Origin of the sequence: Sphingomonas sp. S2M10 (assembly GCF_012650175.1) — a bacterium.
Classification (GTDB): Bacteria; Pseudomonadota; Alphaproteobacteria; order Sphingomonadales; family Sphingomonadaceae; genus Sphingomonas.
The window spans coordinates 12,285-32,255 of sequence record NZ_JAAILI010000040.1; the positions used below are offsets into that span (position 1 = coordinate 12,285).

Below are 19,971 nucleotides of genomic sequence, written 5' to 3' on the forward strand. Positions count from 1 at the left end.
GCGGCTCAGGACGCGGGGAAGCGTGCGCGTGTCGCCACCCAGCCATAGACGAACATCGCGGCCAGCGCCGCCGCCGCGACCAGGAAGGGGAGCGATCCCCGATATTCGTACATCGCCACGCCGATCGACGGCCCCAGCACGAAGGCAGCGCCGTTGATCGAGGTCACCCGCCCGGCAACCGAGCCTTGCGCATGCGGGCCCACCGCGAGCGACGCCCCGGCGGTGAAGCCCGGCCGGGCAAAGCCCATGCCCAGCGCGATCGTCGCATAGCCGAGCGCGATGCCGTACAGCGATCCCGCCATCGCCGTCATGCCGCAGCCGATCGCCCCCAGCGCCGCGCCCGCTAGGATCAGCGCGCGCGGCTTGAGATCGAGCAGCGGGATCAGCCCCCATTGCACCAGCAGCGAGGCGCCGGCGCCGATCATCAGCACCAGCCCGGTGGGCTCCAGCGCGGCGGCGGGGGCAAGCGCGAGCCGGTCGATGATCAGGAAGCCGATCGCCTGGCCGGTCATCGCCTGGGCATGGCCCGCGACGAGGCCGACGATCATCCAGGGGCGCACGCGCGGGTCAAAGGTGCGGATATGCTCGGCATGCTCGCCGACCGCCGCGGCGATGCTCGCGCCCGTGCCCTGGCCGCCTATCGAGGGGTAGCTGGGGGCGGCGCCATGCTCGATCGCCCCCGATTCGCGGGGCAGCAGCCGCAGCACGGCGACGAACAGCACCAGCCCCAGCAGGCTGGCGGCGAAAGCGGGGCCGGACAGGCCGATCAGCGGGCCGCCGGGCCAGAGATGCCCCATCACCAGATAAGGGGCGACGGCGGGCCCTAGGATCGTCCCCAGGCCGAAGGCGGAGGCAAGCAGGGTCAGCGCCTTGGTACGATCCTCGGGGCTGGTGCGCGCCGCGACGATCGCCTGCACCGCCGGCGGCGCGGCCGATCCGAAGGCGCCGTAGAGCATCCGCCCGACCACGAAGGCGGCGAAGGTGGCAAAGGGGCTCAGCACGCCGTTGATGCCGAGCGCCAGGCACAGCCCGCACAGCCCCAACGACGCGGTGAAGCCGAGAATGCCGAGCAGCACCATCGATCGCCGCCCCGCCCGTTCGGAGCGCGCCGCCCAGAAGGGGGCGGTGAGCATCCACAACAGCGCCGAAACCGAGAAAACCGCGGCCACCGCGCTGTCGGCGGCGTGGAGCGACCGACCGAGCGCCGGCAGGATCGATTGCAGCGCGGTGTTGCCCGCGGCGATCATCAGCATCACGCCGAACAGCAGCGCGAAATCGCGATCGATGGCGCGGCTCATGCCCGGCGCCACCGATAGCCGCGCTCGACCCGGGTGACGATTACCTCATACCATGCGTACCAGCGCGCGCGGCCCTGCGCGCGGATCGCGGCGTGCGCGGGGTGGTCGCGCCATGCGATCGCGCTGGCATCGTCGGCCCAATAGCTGATGGTGATGCCGACGCCCGCGTCCCCGCGCTGCGATTCGATGCCGCGATAGCCGGGCTGCTGCGCGGCGAGCACGTCCATGGCGGTCGCCGCCTCGGCATAGCCTGCATCGTCGTCGGCGGTGCGCTTCGATATGAACAGCACCGCGATCTGGCCGGTACGATCCTCTCCCATAGCGAAATCGTAGAACAGGTTCGGCGCTTTGCAATGCGTCCGCGCCCTGCAAAAGCAAACACATGATCACCGACTGGCATTTCTATGCGCTCGCCGTGCCCGCCGTGCTGCTGCTCGGCCTCTCCAAGGGCGGGTTCGCCGGCATGGGCGCGCTGTCGCTGCCGCTGCTGGCACTGGCGATCGATCCGGTGCGCGCCGCCGCAATCACGCTGCCGATCCTGATCCTGCAAGACGTGGTGAGCGTCTGGGCGTTCCGCCGCACCGTCGACTGGCGGCTGCTCGCCTGGATGCTGCCGGGATCGATGGCGGGGATCGCGCTCGGCTATGGCTTCGCTGCCAGCGTGTCGCCGGTGCTGGTGCTGGCGGCGGTGGGGGCGATCTCGATCCTGTTCGGCTGCTACCGGCTATGGGCGAGCGGCCGCTCGGCGCCGGCAATGGCGGCGCGTTGGCCCGAATGGGTGGGCAGTCTGTTCGGCGTCGCCTCGGGCTTCACCAGCCAGATCGCGCATGCCGGGCAACCGCCCTTCCAGCTCTGGGTGCTGCCACGTGGCCTGCCGCGCGATCGGCTGGTGGGAACGACCGCGATCTTCTTCGCCGCGACCAACTGGATCAAGGTGCCGGCCTATTGGGCGCTGGGGCAGTTCACGCCCGCCAATCTGCTGACCTCGGCGGTGCTGTTCCCATTGGCGCTGGTATCGACGCTGGCGGGCGTTTGGCTGGTGCGGCGGGTGTCGCCGGAGCGCTTCTACACGGCGATCTATGTGCTGATGATCGCGGTGGGCGGGGCGCTGGTGTGGGAGGCGGTGGCGAAGGCGGCCTCGTAAGCCCCTCCTCCTGGGAGGAGGGTTGGGGGTGCAGGGATCCCAGACCAGAAGTTGGTCTCGGTGAGACACTTCCCCACCCCAACCCCTTCCCTGAAGGGGAGGGGCTAAGTCTGACTCAATCGAACAGGCTCGACACCGAGCTTTCGTCCGCGATGCGGCGGATCGCCTCGGCGATCAGCGGCGCGATGGTGAGGTGGCGGACCTTCTCGCCGGCCGCGACGATCTCGTGGTTGCCGATCGAATCGGTGATCACCAGCTCGCGCAGCTCGGACTTGGCGACGCGCGCCATCGCCGCACCCGAGAGCACGCCGTGGGTGCAGTAGGCGACCACGTCCTCGGCGCCTGCCTCCTTCAGCGCGGCGGCGGCGTTGCACAATGTGCCGGCCGAATCGACGATGTCGTCGATCAGGATGCAGAAACGGCCCTTCACCTCGCCGATGATGTTCATCACTTCCGATTCGCCCGGACGTTCACGCCGCTTGTCGACGATCGCGAGCGGGGCGTTGTCGAGCCGCTTGGCGAGCTGTCGCGCGCGCACCACGCCGCCGACGTCGGGCGAGACGACCATCCACTGCTTGTCGATGAAGCGCGTCTGGATGTCGGCGGACATCACCGGCGCCGCGAACAGATTGTCCGTGGGGATGTCGAAAAAGCCCTGGATCTGCCCGGCGTGCAGATCGACCGAGAGCACGCGGTTGGCGCCCGCGGTGGTGATCAGGTTGGCGACGAGCTTGGCCGAGATCGGGGTGCGGGGCCCGGGCTTCCGGTCCTGGCGGGCATAGCCGAAATAGGGGAGCACCGCGGTGATCCGCTTGGCCGACGCGCGGCGGAGCGCGTCGATCATGATCAGCAGCTCCATCAGATTGTCGTTCGCCGGATAGCTGGTCGACTGGAGCACGAACACGTCCTCGCCGCGAACATTCTCGAGAATTTCGACGAAGATCTCGTCGTCGGCAAAGCGGCGGACATTTGCCTGGGTGAGCGGAATTTCCAGATAGTCGGCGATGGCGCTCGCCAGCGGCAGGTTCGAATTGCCGGCCATGAGTTTCATAGAGTGGTGGCCTCCTGAGCCGCTGCGATGTCCCGATGCCCGCGCCCTTTAGTGCGACGTTTCCGTGACGCAAAGAGGGCATTGCCGCTTGGCCTGTGCCAGCCTAGGCCGCAGGCATGACCGTCGTTACTCGTTTCGCCCCCAGCCCCACCGGCACGCTGCATGTCGGCAACCTGCGGACCGCGCTGCATAACTGGCTGTTTGCGCGTCGCCATGGCGGCACCTTCCTGTTGCGCATCGACGATACCGATTTCGCGCGCTCCGAGGAACGATTTGTCGAGGCGATCCGCGCCGATCTCGCCTGGATGGGGCTCGCGCCCGATGCGGAGGCGCGCCAGTCTGCGCGATTCGACCGCTACGAGGCGCGATTCGGCCAGCTCGTTGCCGATGGCCGGATCTATCCGGCCTATGAGACAGCGCAGGAACTGGACCTGAAGCGCAAGGTGCTGCTCGGCCGCGGGCTCCCTCCTGTCTATGATCGCGCCGCGCTGGCGCTGACCGACCAGGATCGCGCGAAGCTGGAAGCCGAGGGCGTGCGCCCGCACTGGCGCTTCAAGCTGGATCACGATGCGCCCATCGGCTGGGACGACCTGGTGCGCGGCCCCCAGCGTTTCGAAGCGAGGCTGCTCAGCGATCCGGTGGTGCGCCGCGCCGATGGCTCTTGGCTCTATCTGCTGCCGAGTGTGATCGACGATATCGACATGGGCGTGACGCATGTCGTGCGCGGCGAGGATCATGTCTCCAACACCGCGACGCAGATCCAGATGTTCGACGCGCTGGGCGGTGCGGTCCCCGGCTTCGCGCACGAGGCGCTGCTCACCGGTGCCGAGGGCAAGCTGTCGAAGCGGCTCGGTTCCCTCGGCATCGCCCATTTCCGCGAGGCCGGTATCGAGCCGCAGGCGCTAATCGCGCTGCTCGCCCGACTCGGCACCAGCGATCCGGTGGAGCCCTTTGCCGATCCGGCGCCGCTGATCGCCACCTTTGACTTCGGACGCTTCGGCCGCGCCCCGGCCCGGTTCGACGAGGCCGAGCTCGCCCAGCTGAACGGGCGCATCGTCCATCAGCTGCCCTACACGACGGTCGCCGATCGCCTGCCGGCGAACATCGACGCCGCCGGCTGGGAGGCGATCCGTCCCAACCTCGCCACCGTCGCCGAGGCAGCAGACTGGTGGGCAGTGGTGGAGGGACCGATCACCGCGCCGCCGGTGGCGGAGGAAGACCGCGACTTCCTGGCGCAGGCACGGATCGCGGCCGAAGGGCTCGACTGGTCCACCGATCCGTGGCGCGCGCTCACCGATGCGCTGAAGGTCGCCACCGGCCGCAAGGGCAAGCCGCTGTTCCTGCCGCTCCGCCGCGCGCTGACGGGGCGTGATCACGGGCCGGACATGGCGGCGCTGCTGCCGCTGATCGGCAAGGATCGTGCGCTGGCCCGGCTCGCCACAGGCTGACCCGACCGATCTTTACGACAATCGTGTTACGATGTACCATCACCTTCATCCGGCGTTCAGACCGGTGTTGGAGAAGGAGTGCAACGTCATGCATGCCGATACCCGTTATCATGCCAGTGCACCGCGGTCGGTCAGCTTCGGGGCGGCGCTCGCCATCAACGGGGCGATCATCGCGGGGATGATCTTCGCCGCCCCGAATTTCCTGCCAAAGCCGCAGCCCAAACCGTTCAAGGGCGTCAACATTCCGCTGCCGCCCCCGCCGCAGCCGGCGGACCCGGTCAAGCCGCAGCCTAAAGTCGAAAAGATGGTCACGCCAACCGCGCCGCGGCCGACCATTCCCGATCCCGTGATTCCCACCACGTCGACCAACCGGATCGACGGGACCGACGTCCTTCCGGACATCCTGCCGCCGACGCGAACCGTTGATACCGGGCCGACGACGGTGATCGATCCCCCCAAGCCGGTACCCGCGCTGATCGGCGCCAGCACCGATCCGCGGTTCGCCCAGGACTTTCAGCCCGAATATCCGTCGCAGGAAATCCGCGCCCAGCGGGACGGGCTCGTCACCCTGCGCGTGCTGATCGGCACCGACGGCCGGGTGAAGGCGGTGGAGCCGGTGAGCGCTACCAGCGATGCCTTTTTCGCGGTCACCAAGCGCCAGGCGCTCGGCAAATGGCGCTTCCGCCCCGCCACGCGCGGCGGGGTGGCCGAAGAAAGCTGGAAGACGATGACCGTCCGGTTCCGGATCGAAGACGCTCGCTGATCGCCCCGCGATCCGAGCGCCGTGGACGCGGGGGCTGGCCCTGGAGCCCCCGCGTCCCTATCTTCGGCCATCGATGACCTTCCTCAAGAACATCTCGCCGCTCCGGGCACTCCGCGACCTGCGCGGCTATCTGGCGACCCGCAAGCGCCACGAGCTCTGGTTCATGATGCTCGCGCTGGCGATCACCTTCGGCATCATCGTGATGTTCGTGAAGGATTCGCACGTGCCGGTGCCGTACAAGAAGAACATTATCTACGTGGACAGCTGGCCGATCACCCGCACCGAGGAAGAGATCCGGGCCAAGCAGAAGGTCGACGAGGCCAAGCGGCAGGCGGAGGAAGCTGCGTTGCTCGAACGCCAGAAAAAGCGCCAGGCCGAATTCAAGAAATACGACGACTGGCTGAAGAAGCACGGGATTTGAACGACGCGCGCTGGATGGCCGGTGCGCTCGGGCTGGCCGAGCGCGGGCGGGGGCGGACGGCTCCCAATCCCAGTGTCGGCTGCGTGCTCGTGCGCGAAGGCCGAGTCGTCGGGCGCGGCTGGACCCAGCCGGGCGGGCGCCCCCATGCCGAAGCGATGGCCCTGGCGGAGGCCGGCGAGGCCGCACGCGGCGCCACCGCCTATGTGACGCTGGAGCCCTGCGCGCATGTCTCTCAACGCGGCCCGGCCTGCGCCGATCTGCTCGTCGCAGCCGGCATCGCCCGCACGGTCGCGGCGCTGCGCGATCCCGATCCGCGTACGGACGGCACCGGCTTCGCGCGGCTCGAGGAAGCCGGCATTGCGGTCGAATCCGGCCTGATGGCAGCCGAGGCACGCCGCAGCATGGCGGGCTTCCTAACCCGCCTCGCCAAGCGCCGCCCGCACGTCACGCTCAAGCTCGCCACCTCGCTCGACGGCCGCATTGCGCTGTCCACCGGCGAGAGCAAGTGGATCACCGGCCCCCAGGCGCGCGCGCATGCGCATCTCGAGCGCGCCCGGCATGACGGCATTCTGGTTGGCCGCGGCACCTTCCTCGCCGATGTCCCGAAGCTGGACGTGCGGCTGCCCGGCCTGGCCGATCGCACGCCGCGCCGCATCCTGCTCTCCTCCACCGGCCCCACCCCGCCGGGCTGGGAGCGCATCGCCGACATCGCCGATATTCGCCACCTCACCGGAATCGACACGCTGATGGTGGAGGGCGGCGCCAAGGCGGCGACCGCGTTCCTGCGCGCCGACCTGGTCGACCGGCTCCTGCTCTACCGCGCGCCGATCCTGCTCGGCGGCGGCAAACCCGCGGTCGAGGGCTTCGGCCTCGCCGCATTGTCCGAGGCGCATGATCGCTGGCGCCTTATGGACTCTCGCCTGCTTGGCAGCGATCGGTTCGAGGTCTACGAGCGCAACTGATGTTCACCGGAATCGTAAGCGATGTCGGCACGATCGACGCGGTAGCGCGCCAGGGCGACCTGCGCGTGCGCGTGGCGACGGCCTATCCCACCCATGAGATCGATCTCGGCGCCTCGGTCGCCTGTTCGGGCGTGTGCCTGACGGTGGTCGACAAGGGGCCCGGCTGGCTCGACTTCGACGTGTCGGGCGAGACCGTCTCGCGCACCGCCGACGACCAATGGACTGCCGGCCGCAAGCTCAACCTGGAGCGCGCGCTGCGGCTGGGCGACGAGCTGGGCGGGCATATCGTCACCGGCCATGTCGACGGCATCGGCCGGGTCAAGCTGATCGAGGCGATCGACGGCTCGCACCATGTCGTGATCGCCGCCGGGCCGGAGATCGCACCCTATGTCGCGCCCAAGGGCTCGATCACCGTCGACGGCGTATCGCTGACGGTGAACGCGGTGGACGACACGGCGCAAGGCGTCGAATTCCACCTCAACATCATTCCCCACACCGCCGCGGTCACCACCTTCGCCACGCTGGCGGAAGGCCAGGCGGTCAATCTGGAGATCGACGTGCTGGCGCGCTATCTTCAGCGCATGGAGGCGTTGCGTGCCAAAGGCTGAACTTGCCGCGCTCAAGCACGGTTTCCTCTCCTCGCCCGAGGAACTGATCGACGAGGCCCGCAACGGCCGGATGTTCATCCTGGTCGACGACGAGGATCGCGAGAATGAGGGCGATCTGGTCATCCCCGCCCAGATGGCGACGCCCGATGCGATCAACTTCATGGCCAAATATGGCCGCGGCCTGATCTGCCTGGCGATGACCAAGGCGCGCGTCGACCAGCTCGGGCTCGAATTGATGAGCCGCGCCAATGGAACGCGGCACGAGACCGCCTTCACCGTCTCGATCGAGGCCAAGGAAGGCGTGACCACCGGCATCTCCGCCGCCGACCGTGCGCGCACCATCTCGGTCGCGATCGATACCGGGCGCGGGCGCGAGGACATCGTCACGCCGGGCCATGTCTTCCCGCTGGTCGCGCGCGACGGCGGCGTACTGGTCCGCGCCGGCCATACCGAGGCGGCCGTCGATGTCGCCCGCCTCGCCGGGCTCAACCCCGCCGGCGTGATCTGCGAGATCATGAAGGACGACGGGACCATGGCGCGGCTCGACGATCTCGTCGGCTTCGCCCAGCTCCACAATCTCAAGATCGGCACGATCCGCGACCTGATCGCCTATCGCCGCCGCCACGACCATCTCGTCGAGCAGCGCGCCGAAGCGAGCTTCACCAGCCCCTGGGGCGGCGACTGGCGCGCGCTCACCTTCTGGAACAAGGCCAGCGGCAGCGAACAGATCGCGCTGGTCAAGGGCCGCATCGATCCCGCCAAGCCGACACTGGTCCGCATGCACGCGCTCTCGCCGTTCAGCGACCTGTTCGGCGAGGACGGCCCGCGCGGCGGGCTGCTGCGCAAGTCGATGGAGATCATCGGCAAGGAGGGCGCGGGCGTGATCGTGGTGATCAACAAGCCGCGGCCCGACCAGTTCACCCTGGCGCTGCAGGCGCGTGCCGGCCAAATCGAACCCAAGGACATGGACGAGCTGCGCGACTATGGCGTCGGCGCCACCATCCTCACCGAACTCGGCGTGCAGGACATGATCCTGCTCACCAACACCCATCACACGCTGGTCGGTCTCGACGGCTATGGCCTGTCGATCGTCGGCGAACGTCCCCTGGATCCGGAGCAATAATGGCCAACATCCTCATCGTCGAAGCGCGCTTCTACGAGCATCTCAACGACATGCTGATCGCCGGCGCCAAGGCGGCGATCGAAGCAGCGGGGCACAAGGCCGAGGTGATTACGGTCCCCGGCGCGCTGGAGATCCCGGGCGCGGTCGCGCTCGCGGCGGACAGCGGCCGCTATGACGCGTTCGTCGCGATCGGCGTGGTGATCCGCGGCGAGACCTATCATTTCGAGATCGTCGCGGGCGAAAGCGCGCGCGGGCTGATGGCGCTGTCGATGGACGGCGTCGCGATCGGCAACGGCATCCTGACGGTGGAGAACGAGGCGCAGGCGCTGGTCCGCGCGGACCCTGCGCAGAAGGACAAGGGCGGCGAGGCCGCCAAGGCGGCGCTGGCAATGCTGGCGCTCAAGGCCAAGTTCGGCTGATCCCATGGACATGCCGCCTTCCCGCTATCGCGTAGAAGAGCGGGGGCGGCGGCTGGTCGTGGTGGATCGCGCCACCGGACGCGAGGTTTCCCACCCGAAATCTCCCCTTCCGCTTTCGGGAGGGGTTGGGGGAAGGGACGGCAGCCGGAAGGGTTCGGGCCGTGGATCAACCCCTCCCCCGTCCCAGCTTCGGGTGAACGACGCCCCGCGTCGTTCAGATCAGGCCGGAGGCCTGATCGGCCCGAAGCTCGCAAGCGGAAGGGGTGCGCAGGGCTGGAAGTTCGGCCTCAAGCAAGCGCGCGCCACGCCGGACAGCTTCGTCACCCGCAGCTGGTTCGACGCCAAGGCGCCGCGCACGCTCAAGCTCAACTATACCGCGCATTCGCGGCTGGCGGCACTGCGCTTCGGCGGCGCGATCCTCATTGCACTGCTGGTGACCGGAAGCTTTCTGTTCTGGCCCTGGTTCCCCTTCACCCTCGCCGTGGTGCTGGCCGCGCCGAAGATGCGTGCGCACCTCCGCGAGGCCAGCACCCGCTGGCTGGACGGCTTCGATCAGGCCGGCTGAAGCGCGGCTTCGTCGGCTGTCGGGTAGTCGGTATAGCCCTCGGCCCCACCGACATAGAAGAGTTCCTCGCGCTGCGGGTTGAGCGGCAGCCCCTCGCGGAGGCGGCGCGGCAGATCCGGGTTGGCAAGGAAGGTCCGCCCGAACGCGATCGCATCGGCCTCGCCCGCGTCGAGCGCCGCCTGGGCGCTTTCCGCATCATAGTCCGAGTTGAGCGCCAGCACCCCGCGATACGCCTTGCGCATCACCGGATGGATCGGCGACTGATCGGGCTCGCCGCGGGTGCCGCCCGGACGCGGCTCGCGCATCTCGAGGAACGCCACGCCGATCTCGTCGAGCGCAGCGGCGGCGGCTTCGAACAACGGCACCGGGTTGCTGTCGTTGACGCCCTGCACCTCGCCATTGGGCGACAGGCGCACGCCGGTGCGATCGGCGCCGATCGTGTCGACGACGCGCTGGCTCACCTGGCGAAGCAGGCGGATGCGGTTCTCGATCGAGCCGCCATATTCGTCCTCGCGGAAATTGGCATTGTCGCGGAGGAATTGGTCGATCAGATAGCCATTGGCAGCGTGGATCTGCACCCCGTCGAAGCCGGCGCGGATCGCGTTCTCGGCGGCGCGGGCGTAATCGTCCAGGATGCCGGGGATCTCGTCGGTGCGCAGCGGGCGGGCCTGGGTGTAGGGGCGCTTGATCTCGCCGGCATCCTCGGCCGGATAGGTACGCACGTCGCCCGGCGCTGTCGTGGTCGAAGAGGAGACCGGCGGCTCGCCGCCGAGAAAGTCCGAATGGACCAGCCGGCCCATGTGCCAGAGCTGGGAGACGATCTTGCCGCCAGCTTCGTGCACCGCCGCAGTGATCGGCTTCCATGCCTCGACCTGTTCGTCGCTCCAGATGCCCGGCGCATAGGCCCAGCCGAGCCCCTGCTGGCTGATGCCGGTCGCCTCGCTGATGATCAGGCCCGCGCTGGCGCGCTGGCGATAATAGTCTGCCATGATCGGCGTCGGCACATGGCCGCGGGTCGAACGGCCGCGGGTGAGCGGCGACATCCACACGCGATTGGCCGCGTGGATCGCGCCGAGCTGGATCGGATCGAACAGGCTGGGCATAAAAATTCCCTCATGCTGTTTGTGACTTGGGCCAGATAGGGCGCTACAGGGCGCCATGCACCGCACCGCACCGACAACAAAAACTTCCACCGCACGAAGCCATGTTGCGACCGCGCTGATTGCAGCGCTGATCGCGAACACCGCGCTCGCCACCGGGCCGCTGTTCGTGCGGATGGCGGATGTGGGGCCGGTGTCGGCGGCGTTCTGGCGGCTGATCATCGCCACGCCGATCCTGTTCGCCGTCGCCGCGGCGATGGGCGAGAAGCCGATCGCGGCAGGGCGCGGGCGCTGGTGGATCCTTGCCATCGCCGGCGCGGTATTCGCGCTCGACCTCGCCAGCTGGCACATCGGGATCGTCCGCACGACGCTCGCCAATTCCACCCTGTTCGGCAATTCGGCGTCGCTGATCTTCCCGATCTACGGCTTCGTCGTCGCGCGCGCCTGGCCGAGCAGGATGCAGGGCGCGGCCTTGCTGCTCGCCGCGATCGGCGGCGCACTGCTGCTCGGGCGCTCGGCCGAGCTTTCCTCACGACATCTGGCGGGCGACCTGTTCTGCCTGCTCGCCGGCGTCTGCTACGCGGTCTATTTCGCGCTGATGGCGCGGGTGCGGGTGTCGCTCGGCCCGGTGCCCGCGCTGGCGCTGTCCTCGCTCGCCACCATCCCGCCCCTGCTGGTGATCGCGCTGGCGCTGGGCGAGCAGATCGTGCCGCATCTCTGGTGGCCGCTGCTCGCGCTCGCCATCGTCAGCCAACTGATCGGGCAGGGCTGCATGATCTATGCGCTGGGCCATCTCTCGCCGCTGGTGATCGGCATCGCGCTGCTGGTGCAGCCGGCGGTGGGCGCGGCGCTCGGCTGGATCATCTTCGACGAGCGGCTCGCCGCCGCCGATCTGCTCGGCGCGGCATTGGTCGCGGCGGCGCTGGTGCTGGTACGGCAGGGCGCGATACGGCCCAAGGGGTAGGCAGTTGCCGGGGCGCGGCTTCGGGCCTAGATCAGGCCCATGGATCTCGCCGACGCCACCCTAGACGAACTGCGCGCGGCGCTCGCGCCGTCGCTTGCCGCCAACGCCGCCTTCGATGGCTGGAACCAGCGCGCGCTTGATGCCACCGCCGACGGCATGGGCGTCGACCGCGACGTGGCGCGACTCGCCTTCTCCGACGGCCCGCTGGCGATGATCGATGCGTGGTTCGCGCATATCGACCGCGCGATGCTCGACGAACTTTCGCCCGAGACGCTGGCGGGCATGAAGATCCGCGCGCGCATCACGGCGCTGGTGGAGGCGCGACTGGCACTGCTCGCCCCCTATCGCGACGCGCTGCGCCGGGCGCTGGCGATCCTCGCCATGCCGCAGAACCTGGCCAAGGCGAGCAAGCTCGGCTGGCGCGCGGCCGATGCGATGTGGCGCGCGGCAGGCGATACCGCGACCGACTATAACCATTATACCAAGCGGATGACGCTCGGCAGCGTCTATGCCGCGACCATCGCCGTGTTCGTGCAGGACGAGAGCGAGGAATGGGCCGACACCCGCGCCTTCCTCGCGCGCCGGATCGAAGGGATCATGCGGTTCGAGAAGGCCAAGGCCGGGTTCGTCAATCGCACGACCAACCGGCCGAGCCTCTCGCGCTTCATCGGCCGGCTGCGCTACCCGGCAATCTGAGGCCGGGCCGGGCTGGCGCACTCGGCGACCATGCGTTCGCCGTCGATCGTAATCGGGCTGGCGAGACCCGGCAGCCCTTCGCGCATAATCGCCATCCCGCGCGCGATTACCTGCGGATCGGCAAACACCTCGTCGATCCGGTTGATCGGCCCGGCCGGCACGCCCTGCGCCTCCAGCGCCTCGTACAAATCCGCCTTGGCCCAATCGAGCATCGCGCGGGCGAGCAGGGGAATCAGCGCATCGCGATTGGTGACGCGCGCCGGGTTGGTGGCGAAACGCGGATCGCTCGCCAGATCGAGGCCCAGGATCGCGCAGAGCCTGGCGAACTGCGAATCGTTGCCCACCGCGACGATAAGCTCACCGTCACGACAAGCGAACGCCTGGTAGGGCACCAGATTCGCGTGACCGTTGCCCATCCGGTGCGGCACCTTGCCGCTCGCCATCCAGTTGAGCGCCTGGTTGGCCAGCACCGCCACCTGCGTGTCGAGCAGCGCCATGTCGATATGGGCGCCGGTGCCCTCCACATCGCGGCGACGGAGCGCGGCGAGGATCGCGACGGCCGAATAGACGCCGGTGAAGATGTCGGCATAGGCGACGCCTGCCTTTTGCGGGGCGCCGTCGGGCTCGCCGGTGAGGCTCATCGCCCCGCCCATGCCCTGGATGATGAAGTCATAGCCGGCGCGGGCGGCATAGGGCCCGGTCTGGCCGAAGCCGGTGATCGAGCAGACGATCAGCCGCGGGTTCGCCGCACGCAGGCTGGCGGCGTCGAGCCCGTACTTCACCAGCCCGCCGACCTTGTAGTTCTCGATCACCACATCGGCATCGGCGATCAGCGCCTTGGCTGCCGTCTGACCCTCGGGCGTGGCGATATCGATGCCGATACTGGTCTTGCCGCGGTTGCAGGCATGGAAATAGGCGGCGTCGCGGTTCACGCCCTCGGCATCGTGGAGGAAGGGCGGCCCCCAGTGGCGGGTATCGTCCCCCGCCCCCGGCCGCTCGACCTTCACCACCTCGGCCCCCAGATCGGCGAGCAGCTGCCCGCACCAGGGCCCGGCGAGGATGCGGGCGAGCTCGACGACCTTGATGCCGGCAAGCGGCTTCACGGGCGCCGAATCGCGTAGACGACGTGATCGGAGAAAACCTGCCCACCGCCGCGATGATGACGCCCAGGGATCAACTCCCCGCCGATCTTCGCCATCGCTCCGCGCGAACGCAGATTGTCCTTGCCGACGAGAAACACGACCGTGCCCACATAGCGATGAATATGGTCCAGCATCAGCCGCTTCACCTCCCGGTTATAGGTGCCGCCCCAATAGGCGCGGGCGAGGAAGGTCCAGCCGATCTCGATCTCGTCTTGTTCCGGCACGTGATAATCATAGCGGCTGGAGCCGATGATCGCACCGGTTGCCTTGTCCTCGATCGCCAGCCCGCCGCCGCAGGCCAGCGCCTCGGCGAAGAACTGGCGGAATACCGGCTCCTGCCAGCGGTCCGGCCGGGGATGCACTTCCCAGATCAGCGGATCGGAGGCGACGGCGTAGAGCGCATCCCAGTCCGCCGCGACCAGCGGCCGGATGCGGACCAGGTCGCCCTCCAGCACCGGCTGCCGATCGGCCGCCATCAGAACGCCGCGATACCGGTGATCGCCCGGCCGAGGATCAGCCCGTGCACGTCGTGCGTGCCCTCATAGGTGTTCACCGTCTCCAGGTTGATCGCGTGGCGGATCACGTGGAATTCGGCCGAGATGCCGTTGCCGCCATGCATGTCGCGTGCGACCCGGGCGATCTCCAGCGCCTTGCCGCAATTGTTGCGCTTGATGATGCTGATCGCCTCGGGGCTGAGCGTGCCCGCATCGAACATCCGGCCGCAACGCAGCGCCGCCTGCAGCCCGAGCGCAATCTCGGTCTCCATGTTGGCGAGCTTGAGCTGCACCAGCTGGGTCGCGGCGAGCGGCCGGCCGAATTGGTGGCGATCCAGCGTATATTGCCGCGCGGCATGGAAGCAGGCCTCGGCAGCGCCCATCGTGCCCCAGGCGATGCCGTAGCGAGCGCGATTGAGGCATCCGAACGGCCCCTTGAGCCCCTGGACATTGGGGAGCAGCGCGTCTTCGCCCACTTCCACCCCGTCCATCACGATCTCGCCGGTGACCGAGGCGCGCAGGCTCAGCTTGCCCTCGATCTTCGGGCTGGTCAGCCCTTTCATGCCGCGCTCGAGCACGAAGCCGCGGATGGCGCCGTCATGCGCGTCGCTCTTCGCCCAGACGACGAACACGTCGGCGATCGGCGAATTGGTGATCCACATCTTGGCGCCGGTGATCCGGTAGCCGCCATCGATCTTCGCGGCCCGCGTGCGCATGCCGGCGGGATCGGAGCCCGCGTCCGGCTCGGTCAGGCCGAAACAGCCGACCCATTCGCCACTCGCCAGCTTGGGCAGGTACTTCCGCCGCTGTTCCTCGCTGCCATAGGCATGGATGGGGTGCATCACCAGCGAGCTCTGCACGCTCATCGCCGAGCGATAGCCCGAGTCGACGCGCTCCACCTCGCGCGCGACCAGGCCATAGGCGACATAGCCGAGCCCCGCCCCGCCATAGGTTTCGGGGATCGTCGGCCCGAGCAAACCGAGGGCGCCCATCTCGGCCATAATTGCGCGGTCGAACCGTTCCTCCAGATAGGCGGAGGTTACGCGCGGGAGCAGCTCGCCCTGCGCATAGTCGCGCGCGGCGTCGCGCACCATCCGTTCCTCGTCGGTCAGTTCGCCGTCGAGCCCGAACGGATCCTGCCAGTCGAACCGGCCCATCTCTGCCATTTCAGTCGTTCCTCGGTGTCTCCGGTGCCGGGGCGGGGGCGGGTGCCGGCGCCACGACCGGGGGTTTGGGCGGCGTTGCAGCGGCCGCCTTCTCTATTTCGTCCAGTGCCTTGCGGGCGTTGACATAGCGCGACGCCGCGCCCGTCCATCCCTCCGCGACCGACGCGCCGGGCATATGCACTACTTCGGCGATCGCGGTCTCGACATTGCCTGCCGCCAGCGCGCTGCGGGCGCGACGGAGGCGCTCGGCCGGGCGCGGGCTGGGCATGCCGGCCTGGTGGAGCACGAACAGGTCGCCCACGAAGCTGCGGAAGCGTACCCAGAGGCTGTCGTCCGGCCCGGTGCCGAGCCGCGGGGCGATCGTATCCAGCGCGATGCGCAGATCCTCGATCGTCAGCGGATCCGCCGCCGCGGTGACGATCGCCGCCACCGCCTGCGGGTGCGCCCCACCGAAGCGGGCGCGCAGCTGCTGCTCCAGGCTGCCCAGCGGCTGGCCGCGTTCGACGGCGCGGCGTACCGCGGCGGCGACCATCAGCCGTTCGGCCTGGGTGGAATATTGCGCAGCATTGCGCGCGCTTTCGTCGGCTTGACGCAGCTCCAGCTCAAGCGCGTCGAGCCGGGCGGCAAGCGCGGTCTCGCGCGCGTCCAGCGTCGCGACATCGGTGGCAGGCGCCAGAACCTGCGGCGGTATCCGCAGCGGCTCCGGTGCGGGCGACGGTGCCGCTGCAGGCTTGGTGGTGGCGGGCGTGGTCGCCAGGTGCGGGCCGGCAAGCTCGATGGCGCCCGCCGTCAGTGCGACGCCGGCGAGGAAACCAAGCCCGACGGGGATCATGCGGTTGCGGCGCGGACTCAGGGTTCGGACCGGCTCGGGCGCCAGGGGCTCGTCGCTCATGGGCGCCCTTTTCGCCGCCTGTGCCGCGCGGGTCAATCGGAGAGCGCGATCGCGGTGTCGATCAGCGCTTCGGTCTCCGGACGCGGCGCGACCGCGACGGCGCGCCAGCCGTTGCCGGCGCCCGCAGCGGCGGCGTGAGAAACCGCAGCGAGCATGATTGCGCCGCGATCCTGCGCGATCTCCGCCAGCCGCTCCCCGGCCCGTGCGGACTGAATCAGGGCGACGGTGCCCGCCAATGCGGCGATGTCCGCAGGGGCGACCGGCAGTGCCTCGCTGGCATAGACCGGGAGTATCTGAGCGATGATTCCGCCCGCTTCCAGGGTGCGTTCCCGGCCCGCCAGATGCAGCGCGCGACGCACGCCGGCGGTGTGTGCCTGCTCGATCAGCGCCGCAGCACCTGCGCCACCCACGGCGACCACGTCGAAATGGGCGCGGCGCGCTGCCGACGCCGTGGCTTCGCCGACCGCATAGACCGGCAGGCCGCGCAGCCCGCCCAGCGCCTCCCCGGCGAGGCGGACGGCGTTGGCGCTCGTCAGAATCAGCGCGTCGAACGCCAGCGGGTCAGGCATGGTCCAGGCGAGCGGTCGCGTCTCGAACAAGGGCAACCGCAGCGCGGTGCGCCCCCGCCCCTCGATCGCGGCGGCGGTGATGCGGTTACCCGGCTCGGGCCGGAGGACCGCGATTGCACGGCTCATCCGGCGAACAGCGTGCGCACGGCCTCGGGCGCACGGTCCAGCAGATCGCGGGCCAGCGTCGCGGGCAGCATCGGATCCTCGGGCGCGCCCTCGATCATGCCATGGACATGCGCGCTGCCATCGGCAGCGTAGAGCTCTGCCTCAAGGGTGAGGATCGCCCCCTCGATCGTCGCCAGCGCCGCGACCGGCGAATGACAATCGGCCATCAGTGCAGCGAGCAGCGCGCGTTCGGCCAACACGCAGGCGCGGGTCTTCGGATGGTCGATCGCGGCGAGCAGCGCGAGAGTCCGCGTGTCGTCGGCCCGCGCCTCGATACCGACTGCGCCTTGCGCCGGGGCCGGTAGCAGCTGGTTGGTCGGCTGGACATGGCCGACATCATGGTGCCCCAGCCGCTCCAGCCCGGCCGAGGCGAGCAGGGTCGCGTCCGCCTCGCCCGCCGCCAGACGTGCCAGCCGGGTGTCGACATTGCCGCGGAACAGCACGGTGGAAACATCGGGCCGGTGGCGCTTCACCTGCGCGGCGCGACGCGGCGAGGCGGTGCCGATCACCGCACCGGGCTTCAGCGCGGCAAGCGATTCCGCCCCCACGAGCCGATCGCGTACATCGGCGCGTTGCAGGATTGCGGCGATGGCGATGCGCTCGGGCCGGATCGTCTCGACATCCTTCATCGAATGCACGGCGCAGTCGATCTCGCCTGCCAGCAGCGCGCGATCCAGCTCCTTGGTCCACAGCGCCTTGCCGCCGATCTCGGCCAGCGGACGGTCCTGCACCTTGTCGCCGGTGGTGCGGACGACGAGGATCTCGCCCTCGATGCCGTGCGCAGCCTTGAGCGCGTCGCGAACCATATGGGCCTGGGTAAGGGCGAGCGGCGAACCGCGCGTGCCGATGCGAAGTGCAGTCATGCGCTGGGTGCTAGGATCGGCGCGAAGCGAGAGCAATGGGGGACTTCGCGGAGCAAAACCCGCTCCGGCCTCTGGACCCTGCCGCCAAGCGGCTTAGATGAGGACCATGGCACTCATCCTCGGACTTGAATCGAGCTGCGACGAAACCGCGGCGGCCCTGGTGACAAGCGACGGCACGATCCGCGCGCACAAGCTGGCGCGGCAGGAAGAGGCGCATCGGCCCTATGGCGGCGTGGTGCCCGAGATTGCCGCCCGCGCGCATGTCGAGATGCTGGGGCCGCTGGTCGAGGCGGCGCTGGAAGAGGCCGGCGTGACGCTCGACCAGGTCGACGCCATCGCCGCCACCGCAGGTCCCGGCCTGATCGGCGGGGTGATGGTGGGCCTCGTCACCGGCAAGGCGCTGGCGCTCGCCGCCGGCAAGCCGCTGGTTGCGGTCAATCATCTGGAGGGCCATGCGCTCTCGCCCCGGCTCGGCGACCGAAGCCTGGAGTTTCCCTATCTGCTGCTGCTCGTCTCGGGCGGGCATTGCCAGTTGCTGCTGGTCGAGGGGGTAAACCGCTATCGCCGACTTGCCACCACGATCGACGACGCGGCGGGCGAGGCGTTCGACAAGACCGCCAAGCTGCTCGGCCTCGGCTTCCCCGGCGGCCCGGCGGTGGAGAAGGCGGCCGAGCGGGGCAATCCCAAGGCGGTGCCGCTGCCGCGCCCGCTGGTGGGGTCGGGCGAGCCGCATTTCTCCTTCGCCGGCCTCAAGAGCGCGGTTGCGCGGGCGGTGAACGACTATAGCGCCGAGGATCTCGCCGCGTCGTTCCAGCAAGCGGTGGTCGACTGCCTGGTCGATCGCACCCGGTTGGCGCTGGCGGTCACCCGCCCGACCGCGCTGGTCGTCGCGGGCGGCGTCGCGGCGAACACGGCGGTGCGGACCGCGCTGGAGGCGTTGGCTGGCGAACACGCCCTGCCTTTCGTCGCGCCGCCCTTGTGGCTGTGCACCGACAATGCCGCGATGATCGCCTGGGCAGGCGCCGAGCGCTTCGCACAGGGCCTGACCGATCCACTTGATGTGCCGGCGCGGCCGCGCTGGCCGCTCGATCCGGATGCGGAAAAGGTGCGCGGCGCGGGTGTGAAGGCATGAAGATCGGGGTGATCGGCGGCGGCGCCTGGGGCACCGCGCTCGCACAGGTGGCGGCGCGCGGCGATACGCCGGTGTTGCTCTGGGCGCGCGAGCCCGAGGTGGTGGAGAGCATCAACGCAGAGCATGAGAACCGCCAGTTCCTCGCCGGCGTGCCGCTCTCGCCCAGTATCCGCGCCACCGGCAGCCTCGGCGATCTCGCCGGCTGCGAGGCGCTGCTGGTGGTGACCCCGGCGCAGCATGTGCGTTCGGTGCTCACGGAGATGAAGCCCGGCGCGACGCCGCTGGTGCTGTGCGCCAAGGGCATCGAGGCAGGCACCCGGCTGCTGGTCGGCGAGGTCGCGCGCAGCGTAGCGCCGGATGCTCCCATCGCAGTGCTCTCCGGCCCCACCTTCGCGCACGAAGTCGCGGCCGGAAAACCGACGGCGGTGACGCTGGCCTGCGAGGACGCGGCCCTGCGCACCCGGCTGAGCGACCGCCTCGGCGCGCCGGCCTTCCGCCCCTATGCCTCGGCCGACGTGATCGGCGCGGAGATTGGCGGGGCGGTGAAGAACGTGCTCGCCATCGCCTGCGGGGTGGTGGAAGGCGCCGGGCTCGGCCTGAATGCCCGCGCGGCGCTGATCGCGCGGGGTTTCGCGGAGATGACACGCTTCGGCCTCGCGCGGGGTGCGCAGGCGGAGACGCTGACCGGGCTTTCGGGGCTGGGCGATCTGGTGCTCACCTGCTCGTCGACCAACTCGCGCAACTTCTCGCTGGGGGTGGGACTCGGTCAGGGGCGCAGCGCGACCGCGTTGTTGTCCGATCGCAAGACCGTCGCCGAAGGCGCCTTCACCGCGCCGGTGCTGCGCGAGGCCGCGGCGGACGCGGGGGTGGAGATGCCGGTGACGCTCGCGGTCAACGCGCTGCTCGAAGGCGCGCCGGTGGCCGAGGTGATCGACGCGCTGCTCAGCCGCCCGCTACGGTCGGAGGCGGCGTGACACTATTCTAAG

23 protein-coding genes are annotated in these 19,971 nt (G+C 69.4%); 13 read left to right on the forward strand and 10 right to left on the reverse strand.

Annotation, left to right across the window (positions count from 1 at the left end; translation table 11 throughout):
- Positions 1 to 5: 5 nt before the first annotated feature.
- Positions 6 to 1,298, reverse strand: a complete 1,293-nt coding sequence (locus S2M10_RS09185) for an MFS transporter (protein WP_168845767.1) — start codon at positions 1,296 to 1,298, stop codon at positions 6 to 8.
- Positions 1,295 to 1,618, reverse strand: coding sequence for an antibiotic biosynthesis monooxygenase (locus S2M10_RS09190; RefSeq protein WP_168845768.1), 324 nt, complete (start codon positions 1,616 to 1,618; stop codon positions 1,295 to 1,297). The genes S2M10_RS09185 and S2M10_RS09190 overlap by 4 nt, the downstream gene beginning before the upstream one ends.
- Positions 1,619 to 1,680: 62 nt before the next feature.
- On the opposite strand from S2M10_RS09190, the gene S2M10_RS09195 reads away from it, so the two are divergent.
- Complete coding sequence (locus S2M10_RS09195) at positions 1,681 to 2,442, forward strand: sulfite exporter TauE/SafE family protein (protein ID WP_168845769.1); 762 nt, start codon at positions 1,681 to 1,683, stop codon at positions 2,440 to 2,442.
- Positions 2,443 to 2,557: 115 nt separating this feature from the next.
- Here S2M10_RS09195 and S2M10_RS09200 read toward each other — a convergent pair whose 3' ends face one another.
- Positions 2,558 to 3,493, reverse strand: a complete 936-nt coding sequence (locus S2M10_RS09200; RefSeq protein ID WP_168845770.1) for a ribose-phosphate pyrophosphokinase — start codon at positions 3,491 to 3,493, stop codon at positions 2,558 to 2,560.
- A gap of 116 nt (positions 3,494 to 3,609) precedes the next feature.
- Between S2M10_RS09200 and gltX the strand changes: the two genes are divergently transcribed.
- From gltX to S2M10_RS22660, 8 genes are all read left to right on the forward strand, one after another.
- Positions 3,610 to 4,941 (forward strand): glutamate--tRNA ligase, encoded by a 1,332-nt coding sequence (gltX, locus tag S2M10_RS09205; RefSeq protein ID WP_168845771.1) that lies wholly within the window; start codon positions 3,610 to 3,612, stop codon positions 4,939 to 4,941.
- 88 nt (positions 4,942 to 5,029) lie between these two features.
- Positions 5,030 to 5,704, forward strand: a complete 675-nt coding sequence (locus S2M10_RS09210; protein ID WP_168845772.1) for an energy transducer TonB — start codon at positions 5,030 to 5,032, stop codon at positions 5,702 to 5,704.
- A gap of 73 nt (positions 5,705 to 5,777) precedes the next feature.
- Positions 5,778 to 6,125 carry a hypothetical protein gene (locus S2M10_RS09215; protein ID WP_168845773.1) on the forward strand — a complete coding sequence of 116 codons (348 nt, stop codon included), beginning with the start codon at positions 5,778 to 5,780 and terminating at the stop codon, positions 6,123 to 6,125.
- Positions 6,126 to 6,139: 14 nt separating this feature from the next.
- Complete coding sequence (ribD, locus tag S2M10_RS09220) at positions 6,140 to 7,087, forward strand: bifunctional diaminohydroxyphosphoribosylaminopyrimidine deaminase/5-amino-6-(5-phosphoribosylamino)uracil reductase RibD (protein ID WP_168845855.1); 948 nt, start codon at positions 6,140 to 6,142, stop codon at positions 7,085 to 7,087.
- On the forward strand, positions 7,087 to 7,695 hold the full coding sequence (locus S2M10_RS09225) for a riboflavin synthase (RefSeq protein ID WP_168845774.1): 609 nt from the start codon (positions 7,087 to 7,089) through the stop codon (positions 7,693 to 7,695). The genes ribD and S2M10_RS09225 overlap by 1 nt, the downstream gene beginning before the upstream one ends.
- Positions 7,682 to 8,818 carry a 3,4-dihydroxy-2-butanone-4-phosphate synthase gene (gene ribB, locus S2M10_RS09230; protein ID WP_168845775.1) on the forward strand — a complete coding sequence of 379 codons (1,137 nt, stop codon included), beginning with the start codon at positions 7,682 to 7,684 and terminating at the stop codon, positions 8,816 to 8,818. Before S2M10_RS09225 ends, ribB begins: the two co-directional genes overlap by 14 nt.
- Positions 8,818 to 9,237, forward strand: coding sequence for a 6,7-dimethyl-8-ribityllumazine synthase (gene ribH / locus S2M10_RS09235; RefSeq protein ID WP_084584239.1), 420 nt, complete (start codon positions 8,818 to 8,820; stop codon positions 9,235 to 9,237). The genes ribB and ribH overlap by 1 nt, the downstream gene beginning before the upstream one ends.
- 193 nt (positions 9,238 to 9,430) lie before the next feature.
- Complete coding sequence (locus S2M10_RS22660; RefSeq protein WP_348770560.1) at positions 9,431 to 9,802, forward strand: hypothetical protein; 372 nt, start codon at positions 9,431 to 9,433, stop codon at positions 9,800 to 9,802.
- On the opposite strand, the gene S2M10_RS09245 is transcribed toward S2M10_RS22660, so the two are convergent.
- Positions 9,790 to 10,905: an alkene reductase gene (locus tag S2M10_RS09245; RefSeq protein ID WP_168845776.1), complete on the reverse strand. Its 1,116-nt coding sequence runs from the start codon at positions 10,903 to 10,905 to the stop codon at positions 9,790 to 9,792. The two genes, S2M10_RS22660 and S2M10_RS09245, sit on opposite strands and share 13 nt — an antisense overlap.
- Positions 10,906 to 10,960: 55 nt before the next feature.
- On the opposite strand from S2M10_RS09245, the gene S2M10_RS09250 reads away from it, so the two are divergent.
- Both S2M10_RS09250 and S2M10_RS09255 read left to right on the forward strand, forming a co-directional pair.
- A complete protein-coding gene (locus S2M10_RS09250; RefSeq protein ID WP_168845777.1) occupies positions 10,961 to 11,866 on the forward strand; it encodes a DMT family transporter in 906 nt (301 codons plus the stop codon).
- 39 nt (positions 11,867 to 11,905) lie between these two features.
- Entirely contained in the window at positions 11,906 to 12,562 is a 657-nt protein-coding gene (locus S2M10_RS09255) for a COQ9 family protein (protein ID WP_168845778.1), read from the forward strand.
- On the opposite strand, the gene S2M10_RS09260 is transcribed toward S2M10_RS09255, so the two are convergent.
- From S2M10_RS09260 to hemC, 6 genes are read right to left on the reverse strand one after another with little or no spacing between them, the layout of a single operon-like run.
- Positions 12,547 to 13,665, reverse strand: coding sequence for a CaiB/BaiF CoA-transferase family protein (locus tag S2M10_RS09260; RefSeq protein WP_168845779.1), 1,119 nt, complete (start codon positions 13,663 to 13,665; stop codon positions 12,547 to 12,549). The genes S2M10_RS09255 and S2M10_RS09260 overlap by 16 nt on opposite strands.
- Positions 13,662 to 14,180 (reverse strand): GNAT family N-acetyltransferase, encoded by a 519-nt coding sequence (locus S2M10_RS09265; RefSeq protein ID WP_168845780.1) that lies wholly within the window; start codon positions 14,178 to 14,180, stop codon positions 13,662 to 13,664. Before S2M10_RS09265 ends, S2M10_RS09260 begins: the two co-directional genes overlap by 4 nt.
- Positions 14,180 to 15,364 (reverse strand): acyl-CoA dehydrogenase, encoded by a 1,185-nt coding sequence (locus tag S2M10_RS09270; RefSeq protein ID WP_168845781.1) that lies wholly within the window; start codon positions 15,362 to 15,364, stop codon positions 14,180 to 14,182. Before S2M10_RS09270 ends, S2M10_RS09265 begins: the two co-directional genes overlap by 1 nt.
- Before the next feature lies 1 nt (position 15,365).
- Positions 15,366 to 16,256, reverse strand: coding sequence for a hypothetical protein (locus S2M10_RS09275; protein WP_168845782.1), 891 nt, complete (start codon positions 16,254 to 16,256; stop codon positions 15,366 to 15,368).
- Positions 16,257 to 16,288: 32 nt separating this feature from the next.
- Positions 16,289 to 16,951 carry a uroporphyrinogen-III synthase gene (locus S2M10_RS09280; RefSeq protein WP_168845783.1) on the reverse strand — a complete coding sequence of 221 codons (663 nt, stop codon included), beginning with the start codon at positions 16,949 to 16,951 and terminating at the stop codon, positions 16,289 to 16,291.
- Positions 16,948 to 17,853 carry a hydroxymethylbilane synthase gene (gene hemC / locus S2M10_RS09285; RefSeq protein WP_168845784.1) on the reverse strand — a complete coding sequence of 302 codons (906 nt, stop codon included), beginning with the start codon at positions 17,851 to 17,853 and terminating at the stop codon, positions 16,948 to 16,950. The genes S2M10_RS09280 and hemC overlap by 4 nt, the downstream gene beginning before the upstream one ends.
- Positions 17,854 to 17,959: 106 nt before the next feature.
- On the opposite strand from hemC, the gene tsaD reads away from it, so the two are divergent.
- Both tsaD and S2M10_RS09295 read left to right on the forward strand, forming a co-directional pair.
- Positions 17,960 to 18,985, forward strand: coding sequence for a tRNA (adenosine(37)-N6)-threonylcarbamoyltransferase complex transferase subunit TsaD (gene tsaD / locus S2M10_RS09290; protein WP_168845785.1), 1,026 nt, complete (start codon positions 17,960 to 17,962; stop codon positions 18,983 to 18,985).
- Complete coding sequence (locus tag S2M10_RS09295) at positions 18,982 to 19,959, forward strand: NAD(P)H-dependent glycerol-3-phosphate dehydrogenase (RefSeq protein ID WP_168845786.1); 978 nt, start codon at positions 18,982 to 18,984, stop codon at positions 19,957 to 19,959. Before tsaD ends, S2M10_RS09295 begins: the two co-directional genes overlap by 4 nt.
- The last annotated feature ends 12 nt before the right edge of the window (positions 19,960 to 19,971 follow it).